This is a genomic window from Arthrobacter sp. StoSoilB19, from assembly GCF_019977275.1.
In the GTDB taxonomy this organism is placed as follows: Bacteria; Actinomycetota; Actinomycetes; order Actinomycetales; family Micrococcaceae; genus Arthrobacter.
The window spans coordinates 4,276,190-4,295,583 of sequence record NZ_AP024650.1; the positions used below are offsets into that span (position 1 = coordinate 4,276,190).

Sequence of the window (19,394 nt, forward strand, 5' to 3'; positions counted from 1 at the left end):
CCCGGTGCGCCGTTCCGCGCCTACAGGGCCTTGACCGCGCCCAGCACCTGGGCCAGGGAGTCCTTGGCGTCGCCGAACAGCAGCGATGTCTGGGGTTCATACAGCAGGTCGTTCTCGATGCCGGCGAATCCCGGGCGCATGGACCGCTTGAGGAACACCACCTGCCGCGCCTCCGCCACTTCAAGGATGGGCATGCCGTAGATCGGTGAGCCGGACGAAGTCTTGGCGGCGGGGTTCACCACGTCGTTGGCGCCCACCACCAGGGCCACGTCCGTCGTCTTGAACTGCGGGTTGATCTCGCCCATCTCCTTGAGCGACTCGTACGGGACGTTGGCCTCGGCCAGGAGCACGTTCATGTGTCCGGGCATCCGGCCGGCCACGGGATGGATGGCAAAATCCACTTCGATGCCTCGGGCCTCCAGGGCCAGGGCCAGCTCGGCGGCCGTATGTTGGCCCTGCGCCACGGCCAGGCCGTAGCCGGGGACGATGATCACCCGCTGGGCGTACCCCAAAAGGACCGCCACGTCCTCGGCCGAGGACGAACGGACCGGACGCTCGCTCACGGCGGTGGACCCCGCCGTCGAACCTCCCCTGAAAGCCCCGAACAGGATGCCCGCCACGCTCCGGCCCATGGCGGCGGCCATGGCCCGGGTGAGGATGGTGCCCGAAGCCCCCACCAGGGTCCCGGCCACCACCAGCAGGACGTTGCCCAGCACCAGGCCGGACGCCGCAACGGCCAGGCCGGTGAAGGCGTTCAGCAGCGAGATGACGATTGGCACGTCGGCGCCGCCTACTGGCAGCACCAGCAGGACGCCGGCGGCAAGGCCCAGCAGCAACAGCAGGACCGCAAGGGGCAGCGAGGCGGTGAGCACCACGGCCACGCCGGCGGCCACTGCGGCGAGCAGGACCACGGCCATCACCACCGGGAGGCCCGGGAACACCACGGGCCGGGTGGTCATCAGTTCCTGCAGCTTGGCGAAGGTGACGCCGGAACCGGCGAAGGAAACGGCACCCACCAGGAGCGTGAACACGATGGCCACGCGGACCCAGGGATTGCCGGCATGGCCCAGTTCCAGGAGGGCCACCAAGGCAGCCGCGCCGCCTCCCACGCCGTTGAACAGCGCCACCAGCTGGGGCATCTGCGTCATCTTCACGCGCCGGGCCACGGGTGCCGCCACCACGCTGCCCACCGCGATGGCGGCCAGGATCCAGGGGATGTTCTCCAGCCGGGCGGACAGGAACACCGTGACGACGGCGATCAGCGCACCGAGTGCGCCCACCAGGTTTCCGCGGCGCGCGGTCCGCGGGGAACTGAGCCCGCGCAGGGCCAGGATGAAGCAGACCGCCGCGACGAGGTAGAGCAGGGAGGTCCCGATGGGGTCGAGGAGGCTCATTTGCTGCCCGTTTCAGGCTGCACGGCACCTTTTGGGGCTGCGTCCTTCCTGGCATGGAACATGTGCAGCATCCGGTCCGTCACCACGAACCCGCCCACCAGGTTGGCGGTGGCAAGGACAACGGCGAGCAGCGCCACCGCCAGGACCCATGGGTCTGCTGCCTGGCCGGCCACAATGATGGCACCGACAAGGATGATGCCGTGGATGGCGTTGGCACCGGACATCAGCGGCGTGTGCAGGGTGCTGGAGACCTTGGACACCACTTCGAAGCCGACGAACACCGCCAGTACCGTAATGGTCAGCAGGGCTGTTCCGTCCATCAGAGCGTTCCTTCCTGCCGGGCCGCGGCCGTGGCCGGCTCTGCGGCGGCACGTGCGCGGGCGGCCAGCAGCTCCGCCGTGGGCTGGTGCCGCACCACGCCGTCGTGGGTGAGGCAGGCACCGGCCACCACTTCGTCGTCGAAATCCAGGGTGAGCCCGCCGGCACCGGCGTCATCCGGGCGCACCAGCAGGGCCAGCAGGTTGGCCACGTTCTTGGCGTAAAGACGGGAGGCGTCCGACGCCATCGCCGAGGCCGGGTCCTTCAGGCCCACCAGGGTGACGTGCCCCATTCCATCGGCGGTGGGGATGGGGATGTCCTGGCCCGGTACCGAACCCTCCACGTTGCCGCCGGACTCCGCGGCGAGATCAACCACCACCGACCCGGGCCGCATGCCCTGCACCATCCCGCGCGTCACCAGGAGGGGTGCGGGGCGCCCGGGGACCGCCGCCGTCGTAATCAGCACGTCCGACTGAGCCACGTGCGGCGCCAGCAGCTGCCGCTGCCGTGTGCCGGCATCGGAGCTCAGCTGCCGGGCGTAGCCGCCGGCCGCCTCCGCCGTCTCCAGGTCCAGCCGGATGAAGGTGCCGCCCATGGAGGCAACCTCGTCCGCGGAAGCCGGACGGATGTCGTTGGCGAAAACCCGGGCGCCCAGGCGCTTGGCCGTGCCGATGGCCTGCAGCCCCGCCACCCCGGCTCCGAGGACCAGGACCCTGGCGGGCGGAATGGTTCCCGCGGCCGTCATGTAGAGCGGGAAGAAGCGGGGCAGCCGGATGGCAGCCTCCAGCACGCAGCGGTAGCCGGCCACCAGCGCCTGCGAGCTGAGGGCGTCCATGGACTGGGCACGGGAAATGCGGGGCACCAGTTCAAGGGCGAAGGAGGTCACCCCGTTGTCCGCGAGCGCCTGCACTGCCGGCAGCTCGGACGACGGCGACGCGAGCCCCACGGTGACGGCTCCCCTTTTCAGGGACGCGGCGGTGTGCCGGTCAAGGGGGCGGACATGCGCCAGGATGTCGAGGGCCGTGGTGTTGAGTTCCGGGACGACGGCGGCGCCGGCGTTTTGGTATGCCTGGTCGGCGTGCCCGGCGCCGTCCCCCGCCCCGGTCTCCACCAGGACCTCCAGCCCCATCCCGGCCAGCTGCCTGACGGTATCCGGCGTGGCGGCCACACGACGCTCGCCCTCCCGGCGTTCCCGCGGTATGCCCAGTTTCACCCGCCGACCCCTCCTCCTGACAAGCGATGCAGCGGCTCTGCTGCACGCAGTTGGCTAGAGTCTATGGCCCGTTCAGCTGCGGCGGGAGTGGTGCGCTGTGCTTGTGTGGAAACAGTTACATGGCAAGCGGCCTTGAGTGCGGTCCACCGCGGGAGGGAGGGTCAGCCGCGGGTGGTTGGGCCAGGGCCGCCGTAATCGAGTGCGATCCGCCGCGCGGTCTCCATCAACGGGGGAAGGACTGACGATTCAATGTCCTGGGCGGCCGCCCGGTGCGTCTGCAGTGAAACATTCGCCGCAGCCACCACCTCGTTCCCCCGCCGCACCGGCACGGCCACGCCGCGCAGGCCTTCCTCGAGCTCCTGGGAAACCATGGACCAGCCCCTTTTACGCGCCAGCTCCACTTCGGAACGCAGGTCGTCAATGCTGCTGATGGAGCGGTCGGTGTAGCGGTGCAGCTGGACCGTGCGGAGATACTCCTCGAGCTGCGCCGGGGGCATTCCGGCGAGGAGCACCCGGCCCATTGACGTCGCCCAGGCCGGAAACCGGGTCCCCACGGTAATGGAGACGCTCAACAGCCGCGGCGACGGCACGCAGGCAACGTAAACCACGTCGCCGCCGTCGAGGATGCACAAGGCCGTGGTCTCGTTCAGGTCCTCCGCCAGTTCCTTGAGGTGCGGCTGGGCCACCCCGGGAAGCGTAAGGCCGGCCAGGTAGGCCCGACCGATGTCCAGGGAACGGGCGGTCAGTTCAAAGGCCTGGCCATCGGCGCGGAGGTAGCCAAGATCTGCCAGGGTCAGGAGGAACCGGCGCGCGGAGGCGCGGGTCATGTCGGTCCGGGCAGCAACCTGGGAAACAGTGAGCCGTGGCTGGTCGGGGGAAAAGGCGAGCAGGACGTCGAAGGCCTTCTCAACCGACTTCACAAAGTAGGCTGGCTGCTCCTCCATGAACGTTGCGGTTCCTCTCCCGACGGTCGGCGCCCCGGCACAGGGTCCGCCGGGCTTCAGCGCCTGTCCGATCATATCGGCCCGGTGGGCACTGGAGTGCGTGGGGCGGCCCGCTGGTCAGGAGGCGGCCCGGATGCGTTCCAGCGTTTCCTTGAGCAGCCTCCCGGACTGCCCGTCGAGCCCCAGGAGCGGCACCATGGCCACCGCCTGTTCCCGCAGGTGCTCCCAGCCATCGATGCACCGGACTCCCATGCCACGCGCCCGGGCCACGCTTGCAGTGGTGTGGCGGGCATACACGAAGTCATAGACGACGGCGTCAGGGGCGAGTGGGCCGTCGCCCCATGCCGGACCGTCGGACATGCTTTTGCCGATGGGAGTGGCATTCACGATCAGGGAGGCATCGGCGGACAGCTCCTGCCCCTGCTGCCAGGAGACCGTCCGGGCGTCCATGCCGCGTTCCCGGGCAAGATCCAGCAATTCCGCCGCGGCGTGCGGGTCGCGGTCAGTGATGGAAACGGTCCCCAGATGCCCCTCCAGGGCGATCATCGCGGCCCTTGCCGCTCCACCGGCGCCCAGGAGGAGGGCGTGCCGTTGGTACTGGCCGCCCAGCAGCGCGGTCACGGCGGATATATCGGTGTTGTGCCCCACCAGCCGTGTGCCCTTTCGAACCAGGAGGTTGCAGGCACCGCTCAACAGGACCGGGTCTGTTGCCTCGTCCGCTGTTTCCGCCGCCCAGTGCTTGTGCGGCATGGTCACGTTGGCCGCCACGATGCCGGGCGCCAGGAGCCGCCTGCGGACCTCGTCGAGGTCGCCGCCGGCCGGCACATCCCAGGCATCGTAGGTCCATCCAAGGCCGAGTTCCTGGAAAACAGGATTCCAGAGGCGCGGGGACATGGCCTTGGAAGCTGCTGATCCGATCAGGACTAAGCGGGAGGGTTCCATCGTGAAGCACCTTTCCGTCGGCGTTGTGATTGGCGTCACCGACTAGTATCCTCTTTGTAGGCGCATTACGCACACATGTTCGCAATGCGTACAAATAGAACAGATCCCCCGCCTTCAGCGTGGAAGGAAAACCCGGACATGACCGACATCGCAGCAGGAGCCCAGGCCAAGCCGACGCCTGAGGCACAACGCCGGCTAAAGCGCGCCAAGAAGGCAGCGCTGGCCGCATTCCTCGGCGGCGCCCTGGAGTACTACGACTTCTTCATCTACGCCACTGCCGCTTCCCTCGTCTTCTCGAAGATCTTCTTCCCGGCGGGCGACCCCACGGTTGCCTTGCTGGCCTCCTTCGCCACGTTCGGCGTGGCATACGTGGCCCGGCCCTTCGGCGCCGTGGTGTTCGGCCACCTTGGTGACAAGATCGGCCGGAAGAATACGCTCGTGCTCACCCTGGTGCTCATGGGCAGCGCAACGTTCCTCATCGGCGCCCTGCCGGACTTCAACACCGCCGGCTACTGGGCACCCGCGCTGCTGGTCCTGCTCCGCCTGATGCAGGGCCTCTCCGCCGGCGCCGAGACGGCCGGCGCCTCCGCCCTCTCCACGGAAGAGGCTCCCGAGGGCCGGCGCGGCTTCTTCGCCAGCTTTGCCATGAGCGGCATTTCCGCGGGCATCGTCATGGCATCCCTGGCCTTCCTGCCCGTGGCTGCCATGAGCGAGGCCGACCGCCTCGCCTGGGGCTGGCGGATCCCGTTCTGGCTCTCCCTGATCGTGCTCATCGTCGCCTACCTGGTCCGCCGGTCACTGGCCGAACCTGAGGTCTTCGAGGAAAAGCAGGAGCACGGTGAACTGGTGAAGCTTCCGTTCGCCAAGATGTTCCAGACCCACCCGGCGCAGTTCTTCCAGGTGGCGCTCATGTCCTTCGAAACGGTCACCAACACGTTCATGCAGTCATTCGGCCTGGCCTACGCCGTGTCCGTCGGCGTTCCCGCTTCCACCATGCTGTGGGTCAGCATCGTGGGCAACATCCTTGCCGTCTTCACCCAGCCCCTGACCGCGCGCCTGTCGGACACGTTCGGCCGCCGGCCCATCTTCATCATCGGCGTCCTGGGCTCCGGCATCATGATCTTCGTGTATTTCTCGGTGATCGCCACCGGCAACATCCCCATGATCTTCCTGACCAGCACGCTGATCACCGCCGGCACCTATGCCATGTCCAACGCGATCTACCCGGCCTGGTTCTCCGAGCTCTTCAACGTCAAGGTCCGCTACTCCGGCATGGCCATCGGGCTCCAGATCGGCATCCTGTGCGCCGGTTTCACCCCGCTGCTCGGCACCGCCCTGGTGGGCGCCGACAAGGCGAACTGGGGACCGGCAGCCTGGATCGTGGCGGGCTCGTCGATCCTCGCCGTGGCCGGCGCCTGGTGGGCGCGCGAGACCGCCAAGACGCCGCTGCGGGAGCTGGGCAACCCCGTCCGGTAGGGGCATTCACAGCCCCATAACGAACAGAAGAGGACGACGGCGGGAAGCACCCGCCGTCGTCCTCTTGCTTAACCTGGCGGCGCGGCGAGGCCCTGGTTGAGTGCGCAGGAACAGTCCCGGCGCACTCAGGCCAGGAGTGGACGCACGGCTGGGGTGGTATTGCTAACCGCGGGCGGTCAGGTCCGCGGAGATGAGTTTCGCGGTGGCCATGATCTCCTGCGCCACCGAGGCCAGGTAGGCTTCCCGGTCCGGTTTGGCCTCCACGGACTGGGCCTGCAGGGAGACGTTCACCGCGGCCACCACCTTGGGTCCGTCGTACACAGGAGCGGCAACGGACATCAGGCCCAGCTCCAGTTCCTGGTCCAGCAGGCACCAGCCCTGTGCACGGACCGTTTCCAGGACGGCCAACAGTTCCTGGACGGACCCGAGGGCGCGGGGGGTCAGGGGCTTGATGTCGGCCGCGGCGAGATAGGCCTTGAGGTCCGACGCCGGCAGGTGGGCCAGCAGGACCCGGCCCATGGAGGTGGCGTAGGCGGGGAACCGGGTGCCCACGGTGATCCCGATGGTCATGATGCGGCGCGTGGTGACGCGGGCAATGTAGGCGATGTCGGTGCCGTCCAGCACGGCGGCCGACGTCGATTCGCCGAGTTTGAGGGACAGTTCCTCCAGGTGCGGCTGGGCCAGTTGGGGCAGCGACAGCCCGGAGAGGTAGGCGTAGCCCAGCTGGAGGACTTTGGCCGTCAGCGCGAAGGTCTTGCCGTCGGTGCGCACGTACCCCAGCTCCACCAGGGTATGCAGGAACCGGCGTGCCGTGGCACGGGTCAGGCCCGTGCGGCCCGCCACCTCGGTGAGCGTCATGACCGGCCGGTCGGCGTCGAAGGCGCGGATCACCGCCAGCCCGCGGGCCAGCGACTGGACGTACTGGTCGCTGGCCTGCGGGGTTGGCTGGATATCGGTACCTGCGGCGTCGGTCATGGTAACCAATCCTAGGGCCGTCCTTAGCCGGCCGAGGCGGCCTTGAGCGGGACGGGGATGAGTTCCTGGAGTTCCTCGAGGGTGCAGCCAAAAGTCTCGCGGACGGTGACACCGTTGGGACCGGTGAGGAAGACGGCTTTGTCCGTGTAGACGCGGGTGACGCAGTTGACGCCGGTGACCGGGTAGGTGCAGGCCTCGACGATCTTGGAGGCGCCGTCGCGGGTCAGGAGGGTCATCATGACGAAGACGTCCTTGGCGCCGGTTGCCAGGTCCATGGCACCGCCGACGGCGGGAATCGCCCCGGGTGCGCCGGTGTGCCAGTTGGCCAGGTCACCGGTGGCCGAGACCTGGAAGGCGCCCAGGACGCAGATGTCCAGGTGCCCGCCGCGCATGATGGCGAAGGAGTCGGCGTGGTGGAAGTAGGAAGCGCCCGGGAGTTCGGTCACGGGAATCTTGCCGGCATTGATCAGGTCCTCATCGATCTCGTCGCCCTTGGCTTCGGGGCCCATGCCCAGCATGCCGTTCTCGGTGTGGAGGGTGATGTTCTGGTCCTCGGTGAGGTAGTTGGACACCAGGGTGGGCTGGCCGATCCCGAGGTTCACGAACGAGCCCGGGGCGATGTCGCGGGCCACGAGCCGGGCGAGGTCATCCCGGCCCAGGGGCGTGGCGGAGGTCTGGAGTGATGTTGCAGTGGTCAAGGTCAGGCCACCTTTCCGCTGGTGCCGGTTGCGCTGCGGTCTGAGGCCGGGACGCGGACAACCGTGTTGACGTGAATGCCGGGGGTGACCACGTTTTCCGGGTCCAGCGCCCCCGTGGGCACGATCTCGGAGACCTGCACGATGCTCTGCTTCGCGGCGGCAGCCATGATGGGGCCGAAGTTCCGGGCCGTCTTGCGGTAGACCAGGTTGCCCTTGCCGTCCGCCTTCAGTGCCTTGATCAGGGCGACGTCGGCGTGGATGGGGGTTTCAAAGACCTGGCCGCGGCCGTCAATGATCCGCGTTTCCTTGCCCTCGGCCAGCATGGTGCCGTATCCGGTGGGGGTGAAGAACCCGCCGATGCCTGCCCCGGCGGCACGGATCCGTTCGGCCAGGTTGCCCTGCGGCACCAGTTCCAGCTCGATCTCGCCGGCCTTGTACTTGGCGTCGAAGTGCCAGGAATCGGACTGCCGCGGGAAGGAGCAGATCATCTTCCGCACCCGGCCTTCCTTGATGAGCAGGGCCAGGCCCTGGTCGCCCTGCCCGGCGTTGTTGTTCACCACGGTCAGGTCCGTGGCGCCGCAGTCCAGCAGCGCGTCGATCAGTTCGAACGGCTGGCCGGCGTTGCCGAATCCGCCGATCATCACGGTGGAGCCGTCCTTGATGCCGGCCACGGCCTCCTGGACGGTGTCAACAAAAGTCAGCATTACTGGTCCTTTCCAGCGGTGACGTTCTCGAGTACCACGGCCAGGCCCTGGCCCACGCCGATGCAGATCGCGGCGACGCCCCAGCGTTCGCCGGAGGCCTGCAGGGACCGGGCCAAGGTGCCCAGGATCCGGGTGCCGGAAGCACCCAGCGGATGGCCCATCGCGATGGCCCCGCCATGCCGGTTCACGATCGAGGGATCGATGCCCCAGGCGTTGATGCAGGCCAGGGACTGCGCAGCGAACGCTTCGTTAAGTTCGACGGCGCCCACCTGGTCCCAGCCGATGCCCGCCTTCGCGAGGGCCTTGTTCGCCGCCTCCACCGGTGCGTACCCGAAGTACTGCGGATCATTCGCGTGCGCGCCGCGGCCGGCGATCCGGGCCAGCGGATCCAGCCCCAGCAGCCCGGCGGCCGCCTCGGACCCGATCCACGCCGCGGAGGCGCCGTCGGACAACGGCGATGCGTTCCCCGCTGTCACCGTGCCGTTCTCGGTCCGGAACACGGTCTTCAGCCCGGCCAGCTTCTCCGCCGACGATCCGGCACGGATGCCTTCGTCGCGGACCAGGTCCGTCCCGGGCACCGGGGCGACCAGGTTGTCGTAAAACCCTTCATCCCAGGCGGCGGCGGAGAGGTTGTGGGAGGCCGCGGCGAACTCGTCCTGCGCCTCGCGGGTCACGTTGTACTTCTCGCGCAGCCGCTCCGTGGCCTCGCCCAGGGAGATGGTCCAATCCTTGGGCATGGCCTTGTTCACCAGCCGCCAGCCCAGGGTGGTGGAGGCCAGGGTCATGTCCCCGGCCGGGTAGGGCTTCTCCGTCTTGGGCAGCACCCACGGGGCACGGGACATCGACTCGGCCCCGCCCACCAGCACCAGGTCGGCGTCGCCGGCGTTGACCTGCCGCGACGCGATGATCGCCGCGTCCAGGGACGAGCCGCAGAGCCGGTTGACCGTGGTGCCCGGGATGGACACCGGCAGCCCGGCCAGAAGGGTTCCCATCCGCGCGATGTTGCGGTTTTCCTCGCCCGCGCCGTTGGCGTTGCCGAACACCACCTCATCGATCCGCTCGGGATCAAGCCCGGGAGCCCGCTTCACGGACTCGCTGATAACGTGCGCGGCAAGGTCATCCGGCCGGACGCCGGCGAGGCCGGAACCGAACTTGCCAAAGGGGGTGCGCACGGCGTCGTACACAAATGCCTGGTTCATGGGGTTTTATCCGTTCCGGTGTTGTCCATGTCGTGGAACACCTGCTGTGCTGTCTTGAAGGCGGTGTTGGCGGAGGGGACGCCGCAGTAGATGGCGGTCTGGAGCAGGATCTCCTTGATCTCGTCCCTGCTCAGGCCGTTCCGGAGGGCGGCGCGGATATGCATGGCCAGCTCTTCCCAGTGCCCGTGCGCCACCATGGCAGTGATGGTGACGGCGGACCGCATCTGGCGCGGGAGCCCCGGGCGGGTCCAGATACCACCCCAGGCGATCCGGGTGATCATGTCCTGGAAGTCCTCGGTGAACTCATCCTTGTTGGCGTTGGCCCGGTCCACGTGCGCGTCCCCCAGGACTTCGCGCCGGACCACCATGCCGCCGTCGTAAATCTCCTGGCTGGTGGCGCCGGGCTGGACCACGCCGTGCCGCTCATTTCCGCTCACTTGGCTGCTCCTTGGGATTCGGTCCAGCTGATCAGGCTGCGCATGAGATCGGCAAGATGCGCGGGAGCCTCGGCCGGTGCCAGGTGCGCCACGCCTTCCAGCGTGACGGCAGTGGCGGTGCCGCCCCCGGCGGTGATGCCGGCTGCCACCTCGTCAGCCATGGCCGGCGTGGCCACGCCGTCCACCGCGCCGGCGATGACCTGGGTGGGGACGCGGATGCTGCCCAGCTGGCTGCGGACGTCGAAGGAGGCCAGGGCCTCGCAGCAGAAGGCGTAGCTGAAACGGTCGGCGTCGCGCAGGGCGTGCAGGAGCCGGCTGCTGAACTCGGGTTCCCGGTCCATGTAGCCCGGCGCGAACCAGCGCTGCGCCGAGCCCTGGATCATCACGGGTGTGCCCTGGGTGCGGACCGTTTCGGCCCGTTCCAGCCAGCCCTCCGGGGTGCCGATCTTCGCCCCGCTGTTCTGGATGGAGAGGCTCTTGAGCCGCTCGCCGTGCTTGATGCCCAGCTGCAGGCCCACGGCGCCGCCCAGTGAAACGCCGGCGTAGTGGAATGTTTCACCGGGGGCGATGGAATCCACCAGGTCCACCACGGCGTCCGCGAGGGCTGCGACGTCGAAGGTTTCGGTGGCTGCCGGAGAGACGCCGTGGCCGGGCAGGTCCCAGGCGACCACGTCGTAGTCATTGCCGAGCAGGGTGGCCACCCTGTTCCACAGGATGGAGGAGGTGCCCAGGGATGGGCCCGCCACCAGCAGGGGGTGGTCGCCAAGGGGTCGCTGGGGGGACAGCAGCGCTGCCTTCAGGGTTGGCTTAGCCACGGGAAGCTCCGTTCGCGTCGGTGGTCTGGGAATCAAAGTCGGGGAACGCCGCCAGGATGCGGCGGGAGATCTGGGCCGCCTGGCCCAGGTAGCTGCCGGGGTCCAGGAGCTCCTCCAGCCGCTGGTCGGGAACGACGGCGGCAGGGACGGCCTCGCGGAGCAGCTTCCGGTAGGTGGCGGCCTGGTCGGAAGGCGGTGCTTGAAGGGTCTGGTCCACCACGTCCTGCAGCTGCTGCTTGCCGGTGCGGCCGTCCTTCCCGTCCAGGAGGGGCGCCACGGCCGCGCTGACGCCTTCTGCCAGCAGCAGCGGCCCGGACAGGTCCAGGTTGCGGCGCATGGCGTCGGGGAACACCTGGAGTCCTTCGGCGAGCTCACGGATATGTCCGGCAGCGCCGAGCGTGAGCGCCAGGAGCTGGCGGAGTGCCGGCCATTCGATGTGCCAGGCGCCGTCCGGGCGTTCGTCGTTGAAGGTGGCGGCGGCCAGGTGCAGCTGGGCAGCCAGGCCGGGCGCCTGCAGTGCGGCGCTGCGGACCAGGACGGACAGGACCGGGTTCTGCTTTTGCGGCATGGCAGAGGAAACCCCGCGCCCGGGAGCGCGTGGCTCGGCAAGCTCGGCCACCTCGGGCCTGCTCAGGAACAGGACGTCCGCGGCGATCTTTCCGAACGCATCCAAAACCGAAGCCAGCCCATGCCCAAGGGACGTGATGGCCAGCCGGTTGGTGTGCCAGGGAGCCGCCGCGGGGGCCAGGCCCAGCTGGGCGGCCAGGGCATCGGCCAGGGTAAACGGGGTGGCAGTGGATCCGTCGGTCAGCACGGTTGCGGCGGCGAGCGTTCCCGCAGCCCCGCCGAACTGGACCGGGAACTCCAGGCCTTGCAGCTGCCGGCCGGCGGCGGCCACGCCCTGGAACCACTGCGCGGCCCGGAGCCCGAAGGTATAGGGAAGCGAATGCTGCGTCAGGCTCCTGCCCACGCACAGCGTCTGCGCATGTTGCCCCGCCAGGGCGGCCAGCGCCGCGGCGGTGCCTTTGAGGTCGGCCAGCACGGCGTGGACGGTGTTGCGGGCCACCAGCATGAGGGCGGTGTCCAGCACGTCCTGGCTGGTCAGGGAGGTATGCACGGCCTTCCCGGCACCGATCCCGGCGCTGTCCAGCGCGGCCACCTTCTTCCGGAGGTCCGCCAGCAGCGGAATGACCGGGTTGCCGCCGCCCTGGGCACGCAGCGCGATGTCGGCGAGGTCGTATCGCCCTGCCTCGGCAGCGGAAGCCACGACGGCGGCAGAACCGGCAGGTGCCAGGCCGGCCCGTTGCAGCACGGCTGCCCAGCCCGATTCGACGGCGAGGATCGCCGCCAGCACTGCCCGGTCCCCCGTCAGCGCCGCCACCAACGGTGACGCTGATACGGGACTGAGCAGGCCGGCGTCGGCCTCTTCCGCGAAGGCGCGCAGATCTCCCGGGGCGGCGTTGGTCACTGGAAGTCCAGGAAGACCGTCTCGCCCTCACCCTGGAGGCGGATGTCCCAGGTGAGGCCGCCGTCAGGGTCGCGGCGGGCGATGAGCGTCTTGCGGCGCTCCGGATCCAGCGAGCTGAGCAGGGGGTCGTTGGCCAGCGCCTCGGCGTCCTCAGGCAGGTAGATGCGGGTGAACAGCCGGTTGGTCAGGCCGCGGGCAAAGAGCGCCACGGAGATGAACGGCGCCGCACCCGGTTTGGTGGGGCCGGGGTTGACCGTGGTGAACGTGAAAACGCCGGAGTTGCCCACGGCGCCGCGGCCCCACCCAGTGAAGGTGTAGCCGTCGCGGACCAGGGAGCCGGTGCGCTGGACAACCCTGCCGTCGGCGTCCGGCTGCCAGATTTCCAGGATGGCGTCCGGGATGGTGTGGCCGGCGCCGTCGTAGACGGTGCCCTGCAGGCGGGTGGAGCCCGGGAAGCCGGGAGGCAGCAGCTCGTTGTCCTTCTCGAACGGAAGCGCATAGCCATAGAAGGGGCCAACGGTCTGGCCCGGGGTGGGAACAAGTTTGGTGCTCATTTTCCTACTCCTCGTCACCTTCTGCGCCGAGCGCCTCGTTTTCGGTCCAGGTCCGCTTGGGCCCGGTCAGGACGATGTCCCAGTTGTAGCCCAGGGCCCACTCGGGCTCGGTGAGGCTGTGGTCGTAGGTGGCCACCAGGCGGTCGCGGGCGTCCTGGTCCACGATGGTCTGGTAGATGGGGTCCAGCGGGAAGAGCTGGTCGCCCGGGAAGTACATCTGGGTGATGATGCGCTGGGTGAACTCCGTGCCGAACAGCGAAAAGTGGATGTGGGCGGGTCGCCACGCGTTCAGGTGGTTCTTCCAGGGGTAGGCGCCGGGCTTGATGGTGATGAACCGGTAGGAGCCGTCCGGGCCGGTGATGCAGCGGCCGATGCCGGTGAAGTTGGGGTCGATCGGGGCGGGGTGCTGGTCGCGCTTGTGGATGTAGCGGCCGGACGAGTTGGCCTGCCAGATTTCCACCAGCTGGCCTGCCACCGGGCGGCCGTCGCCGTCCAGGACCTTGCCGGCGACGATAATCCGCTCGCCCAGCGGTTCGCCGTTGTGCTGGATGGTCAGGTCGGACTCCAGGGCGTGCACGTCCTGGTGCCCGAACGCCGGCGAGTACAGCTCGATGGTCTCCGGATCCGCGTGGTGCAGGCTCTTGGTGGGGTGGCGCAGGATGCTGCTGCGGTACGGCGGGTAGTCCAGCCGCGGCTGGGTCTCCGGCTGGGCGCCGTCCTTCAATGCCCGCTGGTAGGCCTCGCCGATGGCGTTGATCTCTGCGCTGAGGTCCGCCTGTAACTCGATGGCCTTGTCCAGGGGCTGGTGGGCAGCCTTCGGTTCGGCCGGGGGCACGAGTTCCTCCGACTCCAGCTCGGCGGTGATGTCTTCCGGCATGGCTGGCTCCTTTCTGATCTGTTCGGTTTCTTGCGTCCGGGGTTGTGTGGTGCGGTCTAAGGCGTGCGGTGCAGCGAGTCGTACTGGACGGCGTGGCGCACCGGAGCATTGGGGGCGCCGTAGCCGTCGTAACCGCCGCGGCGTTCCACCATTTCGAAGAACACGCTGCCCACGGTGGCGGTGTAGAAGTGCAGGAATTCGCCGTCGGCGTCGCGGTCGAACAGCAGGTTCAGCTCCTGCAGGGTGGCCAGGAACCCAGGCTCCAGGTCGAACCGGGCGTCCAGGTCCTCGTAGTAGTTGGCCGGGATCTGCAGGAATTCCAGGCCCCGTTCCCGGGCTGCCCGGGCTGTGGCCACGAGGTCGTCCACGGCAAAGGCGATGTGCTCCTGGTAGGTCTTGCGGACCTCGCTCCGTGCCTGCTGGATGGGGGCGAGGTTGAGCACCAGCCGCACCGCGCCGTCGGAGGTCTGCATGACCTGCGAGCGCACCAGCCCGCTGGGGCTTGGCACCTCCGCGAACGGCTGCGGCTCCAGGGCCAGGGCGCTGGTGTAGAAGAGGACAGCTTCGTCGAAGTGCTGCCACGGCTGGGCAAGGTTGACGTGGTCGATCACGGCACTGGCTCCGGCGGACGGGTGTTCCAGCCCCTCCCCGAACTCGTGGGTCCACGCCGCCGTGCCGTCCGGGCTGCCCTGGCAGAGAAAGATCTCGGTGGAATCGGGCGCGGAGATGCCCTGGAAGACTTCCTCGTCCGCCTGCACCTTGCGGGCCACCACGGGGGCCTTGAGCTGCTGGGCGCGCGCCGAGGCAATCACGGGGGAATCGACGTCGAACCCCAGTGCGGCAATGGCCGGCTCGGCATGCCGGGCCGCCTGTTCGTTGATGATCACCCGGGCCTGGCCCATGGTCCACAGCTGGACGTCCTTGGTGCGGTGCCTGCCCTCGAAGGCGAAGCCCAGCTGGCCCAGGAGTTTCTCCAGCTGCGCGGTGTCGTCCGCCTTGACCTCGGCAAAGTTGAAGCCCGCGGGTTCGTTCACCTTGGGCAGGGTGGCAAGTTCCATGGGGTAACGACGGCGGAGCGCTGCTCCGTTGCCTGGTGCGGCTTCGGTACCGGCCAGCCACTTGGCGCTCTGTTCTTCAAGCCAGATGAGCGACCGCATGGCATCCACGGCCGTCCGCTCCACGTCCGACTGGCGGAAAACGTCATTGAAGACTTCCAGCGAAACGGGTCCGGTGTACCCGGCCCGGACCACGTGGCCCATGAACTTGGCCAGCTCAAACTGGCCCTCGCCCGGGAACACCCGGTAGTGCCGGCTCCAGGACAGCACATCCATGGAGAGCTTGGGGGCGTCCGCAACCTGGACGAAGAAGATCTTCTCCGGGTTGAATGCCTCAATGTGGGCGGTTTCCCAGTCCCGCGAGAGGATGTGGAAGGAGTCCAGGCAAGTGCCCAGATTGGGATGGTCAACCATCTCCACCAGCCGGTAGGCATGCTCGTAGTCGTTGACGTACTTGCCCCACGCAAGCGCTTCATAGGCCACCTTGACGCCGTGGTCGCCGGCCAGGTTGGCAAGCTGTGCCAGCTGCTCGGCGCGGAGGCCGTCGTCGTCGATGGTGGCGGTGGCAACGTTGGAGCAGACCAGGATGGTGTCCATGCCCAGGCGGGCCATGAGCCGGAACTTGGCCTCGGCCCGGCGGAGGTTGGCCTTCAGCAGGTCCGGGCTGACGCCGTCAAAATCCCGGAAGGGCTGGTAAAGATCCAGGCCAAGGCCCAGGTCCGCGGCCAGCTTGCGGACGTCCTCGGGACTCAGCGGGGACGTCACCAGGTCCTGCTCGAAGATCTCGATGCCGTCGAAGCCTGCGATGGCGCAGGCCTGCATCTTCTCTTTGAGGGTTCCGGACAGGCAGACAGTGGCGATTCCGGTGCGCATCAGGCAGCCACCTCTTCCGCTGCCACGAGCTCCAGGAAGTGGGCGCGCATGCGGTCCGGGTCCGCGTCCAGCCCGGTGAAGATCCGGAACGCGTCCGCGGCCTGGCCCACGGCCATCCGGCCGCCGTCCAGGACGTCGCAGCCCTTGGCCCGGGCGCCGCGGACCAGTTCCGTGTCGATGGGGCGGTAGACGATATCCGCCACCCAGTGCCGGGACTCCAGCAGGTCCAGGTCCAGCGGCACGCCGGGGTGGGCGGCCATCCCCACGGGGGTGCAGTGCACCAGGCCGTCGGCCACGCGCATCAGCTGCGGCAGCTCCGCCGTCGTACCTGCCGTGACGGTGCTGTCCGGGAAGAAGCCCTGGAGCTCGGCGGCCCGGGCTGCCGCGCGTCCCGGGTCCACGTCCACCAGGTGCAGGGTCCTGACGCCGGCGGTCAGCAGGGCGTAGGCGACGGCAGATCCGGCACCGCCGGCACCGAGCTGGACCACGCGGTCCAGCGACGCCCCGGGGAGGCCGGAAGCCAGTGCCGCGGCGAAGCCGGAGAAGTCGGTGTTGTAGCCGATGAAGCGGCCGTCCCGGATCACCACGGTGTTGACGGCGCCCAGGCGGCGGGCGTCCGGGGAGATTTCGTCAAGGTACTCCAGGACCAGCTGCTTGCAGGGATGGGTGATGTTCAACCCATTGAAGCCCAGCGTCCGGGCGCTCTGCAGGATGCTGCCGACGGACTCGCCCGCCAGTCCCAGCTCCAGGAGGTCGATGGGGCGGTAGAGGTAACGCAGGCCCTGCACGTCACCTTCCCGTTCGTGCATGGGCGGCGTGAGCGACGGCGTGACACCGTCTCCAACCAGTCCCACGAGGTAGGACTCAGTTCGAATACTCATCCGTGCAGCTCCTTTGGTAACGGCACCGGCAGTGTCCATGCGGGGATGGGCTGCGCCGGTGATAGGGATTACAGTACAGCATTTGTTCACTTCTCGCACTACTGTTCGAGATACGAACCAAATATTTTGAGTAACGGCACAGGCGCCTTAGCCGCGCTGCGGAAGGCGTGCAGCCAACTCGGCTGCCGCATCGACCAGGACGGGGACGTGGGCCTCCAGCTCCTCGAGGCTCAGGCGGAAGACCGGAACGGCCGTCGCCAGGGAGGCAAAGGCGTGGCCCTGGCTGTTGAGCAGGGGCACCGCCACGGCACGCATGCCGGCCTCGTTCTCCTCATCCATGACCGCGTAGCCGCGGCGGCGCACCTCCTCGATTTCCGCCCGGAACGCGTCCCGGTCGGTGATGGAGCGGGCGGTGAGCGCCTCGAGCGGGAGTTCCGCGAGCAGCCGCTCCCGTTCCGCATCCTCGGCGAATGCCACCAGGGCCTTGCCGACGGCAGTGGTGGACAAGGAGCCCAGGTGGCCCGGATCGCTGGTGACGCGGAAGATCTGCGGCCCGTCCACCTTGCTGACGGTGAGGTGGTGCAGGCCGTCCCGGACGCTGAGGATGGTGGCTTCCCCGGTCTGCTCGGTCACCCGGCGCAGGATGGGCATGGCAGTGCCCGCGAAACCGTGGTGGTTGGAGACCCGCTGGCCCAGCTGGAAGATGCGCAGGCCCAGGTGGTAGCGGCGGCCGTCCGGCTCGTAGTCAACAAAGCCGTCACGGGTCAGGGATCCGAGCAGCCGGTAGGTTGTGCTGAACGGCAGTTCCGCGCGGCGGGAAATTTCCGCGGCGCTGGCACCGCGGGGTTCGTCCCCCAGGAGGACAAGCAGGCCCAGGGCCTTGCCCACCATGTCCGTGCGTTCCGCAGGACGCGCGCCAACCTTCGCCTCCGGGGGCATGGCGTTCACGGGCTCCGTGGCGGCAGGGGCAGCAGCGGATTCTTCATTGGCCGCTGTGGTTTGGTTCACACTCATGGCAATCATGTTGCCACAATGTGAGAGCTATTTCTAGATGGTGATTATTTTCTTGACAGGTGACTGCCCTCACAGTCATAGTTTCTATATCGCACAAGTAGCTCCCACCATGTGGCTACTGACGCCGGGTCTTCTTCCGGACTCCAGCCGCATCGCGCCCCGCCCGCACCAAGGCAGCGGCGGCTGCGACCTCCAGATCCATCCGCGACAATGTCGTCACACCAAAGGAACACCATGAGCCAGACACTTCCGTCCGCCGGGGCGGGTGCCCTCACCCGTGCCGGGACGCCCAGGAAAGCAGCCCTCGCCAGCTTCCTGGGCAGCGCCGTCGAATACTACGACTTCTTCATCTTCGGATCCGCTGCGGCGCTGATCTTCCCCAAGGTCTTCTTCCCCGATGCAGACACCAACGCTGCCATCATGTCCTTCGCCACCTTCGGCTTCGCCTACGTGGCACGTCCCGTGGGCGCCATCATCCTGGGCCACTTCGGCGACCGGGTGGGCCGCCGGAAGGTCCTGATGTTTACCCTGCTGCTCATGGGCGCGTCGACGTTCGTGATCGGCTGCCTCCCCGACTTCCACACGGTCGGCTGGTGGGCCCCGGTCCTGCTGGTGCTGGCCCGCCTGTGCCAGGGCCTCTCCGCCGCCGGTGAGCAGGCCGGCGCCTCGTCCATGACCCTGGAGCACGCTCCGGACAACCAGCGTTCCTTCTTTACGTCCTGGACCCTCACCGGTACCCAGGGCGGCCAGATCCTCGCCGCCCTGGTCTTCATCCCCGTCCTGGCCCTGCCGGATGAGATCAAGTACGGCATCGGCTGGCGCGTCCCGTTCTGGCTCAGCGCCGTCGTGGTCATGGTTGCCTTCTTCATCCGCCGCACGCTGCACGAGCCGCCGGCCTTCGAGGAAGCGCAGAAGAACGCCCAGATCTCCAAGCTCCCGGTGGCCGACCTCCTCAAGGGCCACTGGCGCGACGTCCTGCGTGTTGTCGCCTGCGCCTTCATTGCCGCCGTCTCCACCGTCTTCGGCACCCTGGCCATCAGCTACGCCAAGACCGTGGCCGGAGTGGACGGCACCACCACCCTGTGGCTCGTCGTCGGGGCCAACCTGGTGGCCCTGGGCACCCAGCCGCTCTTCGGGAAGCTCGCGGACAGGATCGGCCGCAAGCCCGTCTTCATTTACGGCGCCGTGGCCAGCGCAATCCTCACCCCGCTGTTCCTGCTCAGCCTGGAATCCCACAGCATCCCGTTGATGTTCGTTGCAGCCATCGGCTTCTTCTCCTTCGGCTACGCCGCCTCCAACGCCGTGTGGCCGTCCTTCTACGCCGAGATGTTCAGCACCAAGGTCCGCTTCTCCGGCCTGGCCATCGGCACCCAGCTCGGGTTCCTGATGGCTGGCTTCGCCCCGGCCATTGTGGCTGCCATGGGCGGCATCCAGGCGGGCGGCTGGGTCCAGATCAGCATCTTCACCGCCATCATCTGCGCCATCGCCGCCGTCTCGGCACTCACGGCCAAGGAGTCCTTCCGGACCCCCACCAACCTGCTGGGCGTGAAGTAGGCG

19 protein-coding genes are annotated in these 19,394 nt (G+C 68.2%); 2 read left to right on the top strand and 17 right to left on the bottom strand.

What is annotated here, in order from left to right:
• Positions 1–20 precede the first annotated feature (20 nt).
• The 5 genes from LDO86_RS19725 to LDO86_RS19745 form a co-directional block, all read right to left on the bottom strand.
• Entirely contained in the window at positions 21–1,394 is a 1,374-nt protein-coding gene (locus LDO86_RS19725; RefSeq protein WP_018769787.1) for an NAD(P)(+) transhydrogenase (Re/Si-specific) subunit beta, read from the bottom strand.
• The gene (locus LDO86_RS19730; protein ID WP_223993130.1) at positions 1,391–1,714 is read right to left on the bottom strand and encodes an NAD(P) transhydrogenase subunit alpha; all 324 of its coding nucleotides are present in this window, start codon (positions 1,712–1,714) and stop codon (positions 1,391–1,393) included. The genes LDO86_RS19725 and LDO86_RS19730 overlap by 4 nt, the downstream gene beginning before the upstream one ends.
• Entirely contained in the window at positions 1,714–2,925 is a 1,212-nt protein-coding gene (locus tag LDO86_RS19735; protein ID WP_224084169.1) for a Re/Si-specific NAD(P)(+) transhydrogenase subunit alpha, read from the bottom strand. Before LDO86_RS19735 ends, LDO86_RS19730 begins: the two co-directional genes overlap by 1 nt.
• Before the next feature lie 161 nt (positions 2,926–3,086).
• Entirely contained in the window at positions 3,087–3,869 is a 783-nt protein-coding gene (locus tag LDO86_RS19740) for an IclR family transcriptional regulator C-terminal domain-containing protein (RefSeq protein ID WP_224084170.1), read from the bottom strand.
• Positions 3,870–3,986: 117 nt separating this feature from the next.
• A complete protein-coding gene (locus LDO86_RS19745; RefSeq protein ID WP_224084171.1) occupies positions 3,987–4,811 on the bottom strand; it encodes a shikimate dehydrogenase in 825 nt (274 codons plus the stop codon).
• A 138-nt stretch (positions 4,812–4,949) separates the two neighbouring features.
• On the opposite strand from LDO86_RS19745, the gene LDO86_RS19750 reads away from it, so the two are divergent.
• Positions 4,950–6,287, top strand: a complete 1,338-nt coding sequence (locus LDO86_RS19750; RefSeq protein ID WP_056392427.1) for an MFS transporter — start codon at positions 4,950–4,952, stop codon at positions 6,285–6,287.
• A 162-nt stretch (positions 6,288–6,449) separates the two neighbouring features.
• Here the strand turns inward: LDO86_RS19750 and LDO86_RS19755 are convergent, their stop codons facing one another.
• The 12 genes from LDO86_RS19755 to LDO86_RS19810 all read right to left on the bottom strand — a co-directional run bounded on the left by LDO86_RS19755 (position 6,450) and on the right by LDO86_RS19810 (position 17,762).
• The gene (locus LDO86_RS19755; protein ID WP_018769794.1) at positions 6,450–7,262 is read right to left on the bottom strand and encodes an IclR family transcriptional regulator C-terminal domain-containing protein; all 813 of its coding nucleotides are present in this window, start codon (positions 7,260–7,262) and stop codon (positions 6,450–6,452) included.
• 23 nt (positions 7,263–7,285) lie between these two features.
• Positions 7,286–7,960 carry a 3-oxoacid CoA-transferase subunit B gene (locus LDO86_RS19760; protein WP_056392424.1) on the bottom strand — a complete coding sequence of 225 codons (675 nt, stop codon included), beginning with the start codon at positions 7,958–7,960 and terminating at the stop codon, positions 7,286–7,288.
• A gap of 2 nt (positions 7,961–7,962) precedes the next feature.
• Positions 7,963–8,664: a 3-oxoacid CoA-transferase subunit A gene (locus tag LDO86_RS19765; protein WP_223993132.1), complete on the bottom strand. Its 702-nt coding sequence runs from the start codon at positions 8,662–8,664 to the stop codon at positions 7,963–7,965.
• The gene (locus LDO86_RS19770) at positions 8,664–9,863 is read right to left on the bottom strand and encodes a thiolase family protein (RefSeq protein ID WP_056392422.1); all 1,200 of its coding nucleotides are present in this window, start codon (positions 9,861–9,863) and stop codon (positions 8,664–8,666) included. Before LDO86_RS19770 ends, LDO86_RS19765 begins: the two co-directional genes overlap by 1 nt.
• Positions 9,860–10,300 (bottom strand): 4-carboxymuconolactone decarboxylase, encoded by a 441-nt coding sequence (gene pcaC / locus LDO86_RS19775; RefSeq protein WP_018769798.1) that lies wholly within the window; start codon positions 10,298–10,300, stop codon positions 9,860–9,862. Before pcaC ends, LDO86_RS19770 begins: the two co-directional genes overlap by 4 nt.
• Positions 10,297–11,115: an alpha/beta fold hydrolase gene (locus tag LDO86_RS19780; protein WP_223993133.1), complete on the bottom strand. Its 819-nt coding sequence runs from the start codon at positions 11,113–11,115 to the stop codon at positions 10,297–10,299. The genes pcaC and LDO86_RS19780 overlap by 4 nt, the downstream gene beginning before the upstream one ends.
• Complete coding sequence (locus LDO86_RS19785; protein ID WP_223993134.1) at positions 11,108–12,583, bottom strand: lyase family protein; 1,476 nt, start codon at positions 12,581–12,583, stop codon at positions 11,108–11,110. The genes LDO86_RS19780 and LDO86_RS19785 overlap by 8 nt, the downstream gene beginning before the upstream one ends.
• Positions 12,580–13,137: a protocatechuate 3,4-dioxygenase subunit alpha gene (gene pcaG / locus LDO86_RS19790; protein WP_223993135.1), complete on the bottom strand. Its 558-nt coding sequence runs from the start codon at positions 13,135–13,137 to the stop codon at positions 12,580–12,582. The genes LDO86_RS19785 and pcaG overlap by 4 nt, the downstream gene beginning before the upstream one ends.
• Positions 13,138–13,141: 4 nt before the next feature.
• A complete protein-coding gene (pcaH, locus tag LDO86_RS19795) occupies positions 13,142–14,014 on the bottom strand; it encodes a protocatechuate 3,4-dioxygenase subunit beta (RefSeq protein ID WP_223993136.1) in 873 nt (290 codons plus the stop codon).
• A gap of 56 nt (positions 14,015–14,070) precedes the next feature.
• Positions 14,071–15,942 (bottom strand): sugar phosphate isomerase/epimerase and 4-hydroxyphenylpyruvate domain-containing protein, encoded by a 1,872-nt coding sequence (locus tag LDO86_RS19800; protein WP_018769803.1) that lies wholly within the window; start codon positions 15,940–15,942, stop codon positions 14,071–14,073.
• Positions 15,942–16,823, bottom strand: a complete 882-nt coding sequence (locus LDO86_RS19805) for a shikimate dehydrogenase (protein ID WP_018769804.1) — start codon at positions 16,821–16,823, stop codon at positions 15,942–15,944. Before LDO86_RS19805 ends, LDO86_RS19800 begins: the two co-directional genes overlap by 1 nt.
• Before the next feature lie 147 nt (positions 16,824–16,970).
• Positions 16,971–17,762, bottom strand: a complete 792-nt coding sequence (locus LDO86_RS19810) for an IclR family transcriptional regulator (RefSeq protein ID WP_051081380.1) — start codon at positions 17,760–17,762, stop codon at positions 16,971–16,973.
• Between the two features lie 309 nt (positions 17,763–18,071).
• On the opposite strand from LDO86_RS19810, the gene LDO86_RS19815 reads away from it, so the two are divergent.
• The gene (locus LDO86_RS19815) at positions 18,072–19,391 is read left to right on the top strand and encodes an MFS transporter (protein WP_018769806.1); all 1,320 of its coding nucleotides are present in this window, start codon (positions 18,072–18,074) and stop codon (positions 19,389–19,391) included.
• Positions 19,392–19,394 lie beyond the last annotated feature (3 nt).